The 1,990-nt window shown below is 32.5% G+C and carries 2 protein-coding genes; both read left to right on the top strand.

All coding sequences use genetic code 11. The features are described 5' to 3' along the window. Positions 1 to 74: 74 nt before the first annotated feature. The gene (fic, locus tag AB3I34_RS13910) at positions 75 to 617 is read left to right on the top strand and encodes a protein adenylyltransferase Fic (RefSeq protein WP_128713129.1); all 543 of its coding nucleotides are present in this window, start codon (positions 75 to 77) and stop codon (positions 615 to 617) included. A gap of 364 nt (positions 618 to 981) precedes the next feature. Then, positions 982 to 1,990, top strand: a 1,009-nt coding sequence (locus tag AB3I34_RS13915; RefSeq protein WP_368027857.1) for a RepB family plasmid replication initiator protein, incomplete at its 3' end; no start/stop codon positions are given.

The following is a 1,990-nucleotide window of genomic DNA, read 5'->3' on the forward strand; positions in this document are numbered from 1 at the left end:
AATGAAGCCATACTGTTCGCATATTTTTAGTGGATGATCAAACAAAATTCGATAGATTTTTTGTTCGTTCATCCATGGTTTTAGAAAAAAGAGCCAAAGAATTGTTTGAGTCTGGCAAAATAGAGAATCTGGAAATTGGGACGTTTCAAGGCTTATCTGATATTCATCAGTTTTTATTCCAAGATATTTACGACTTTGCAGGAAAAATTCGAGAAGTGAATATTGCGAAAGGAAACTTTCAATTTGCGCCCCGTATTTTTTTAGCGCAAACACTTGAATATATTGATAAATTACCTCAAGAAACATTTGATGAAATTATTGATAAGTACTCGGATATGAATGTGGCGCATCCTTTTAGGGAAGGCAATGGACAAGCCACTCGTATCTGGTTGGATTTAATTCTTAAAAATAAACTACACAAAATTGTCGATTGGAATCAAATTGATAAGGATGACTATTTAAATGCCATGATTCGTAGTACAGTCAGCACCAATGAATTAAAATATTTGATTCAAAAGGCTTTAACCGATGATTTAGGAAAAGAACAATTCTTTAAAGGAATTGATGCGAGTTATTATTACGAGGGCTATTACGAAATTAAAACAGAAGATCTATAAACACGATTTAAAGAAACAGACTGCTCAATATAAAACTTGAGCAGTCTGTTTCTTTTTTTGGATGATTTTGACCTTTGATTTTAAATTTTTGAAAAAAATAAAAAAAGGCGAAGCCTATTATATATTTATCTTATATATTTTAATCTTTTATTCTTTTGCGTGCCCAAAAATTCAGCAATAATAAGGCTATGCAGATTTTTATAGCAAGAAAAAACTGTGTATATAGCAAGAAAAAACTGTGTATATAGCAAGAAAAAACTATATAACCTTGCTATATTATGATATAATAAAAGCATAGAGAAAATTCACGACGAAATGACTTCTCTATGCCACCTTAAAATCACTCACAAAGGAGTAACTTTCTATGTCTAGTATACCAGAAAAACAAGAAAATCAAAAGCAGGTGCTGACCTTGAATGAACTGTCAAAAAGAAAAGTGGTAGAGCATAACAGCTTGATTACGTCTATTGCTAAAATGGATAAAACCCCACTGAAAATGTTTGAGTTAGCGGTGTCTTATATCAATACCGAAGAGCCACCAAAAGACAATATTATTTATCTCTCAAAGAGAGACCTTTTCGCTTTCTTTAAAGTATCCGATAATGACAAGCATAGTCGCTTTAAAGAAGCGATTGAGAAAATGCAAAAACAAGCCTTTTTTCAAATCAAAGAAGAAGCAGGCAAAGGTTTTAAATTTAAAAGCATTGTTCCTATACCTTACGTGGAATGGACAGATTATCATGATGAAGTAAAAATTGAATTTCATCGTGAAATTATGCCTTACTTAATCAATCTTAAAAAGAATTTTACACAACATGCTTTGTCTGACTTAGCAGAATTAAATAGCAAGTACAGCATTATCTTATATCGTTGGTTATCCATGAATTATAACCAGTACGAGCATTACAGCGTTAAAGGCGTACGGCGAGCCGAACAAGTAGAAAGCTACCGAAATCCGTCTATTTCAATTAAAGAATTGCGTATCATGACTGATACTGTAAATGATTATGAACGGTTTCAGAGTTTAGAAACATGGATATTAAAAAAACCGTTGGAAGAAATCAACGCCCATACGTCTTTTGACGTGACTTATGACAAAATCAAAAAAGGACGGAGCATTGACTCTATTGTCTTTCATATCGAGAAGAAACGGTGTGCAGACGATAATAGCTACAAACTCAATGATAAAATGTATCAAGCAGAACAAGCAAAGAAAGAAGAAATAGAAGATAGGCTAGCTATTGAAGCAATGAAAAATAAATATACTAAGCTATTACTCGATAATATGCTTCTAAATTCTTATGAAATGACAGATACAGCAATTATGGCAGGCTTACAGCAACATGTTTATCCTCTCTATGATGAGTTGAAAG

The organism is Enterococcus sp. C102(2024), from assembly GCF_040888205.1.
Lineage (GTDB): Bacteria > Bacillota > Bacilli > Lactobacillales > Enterococcaceae > Enterococcus > Enterococcus faecalis.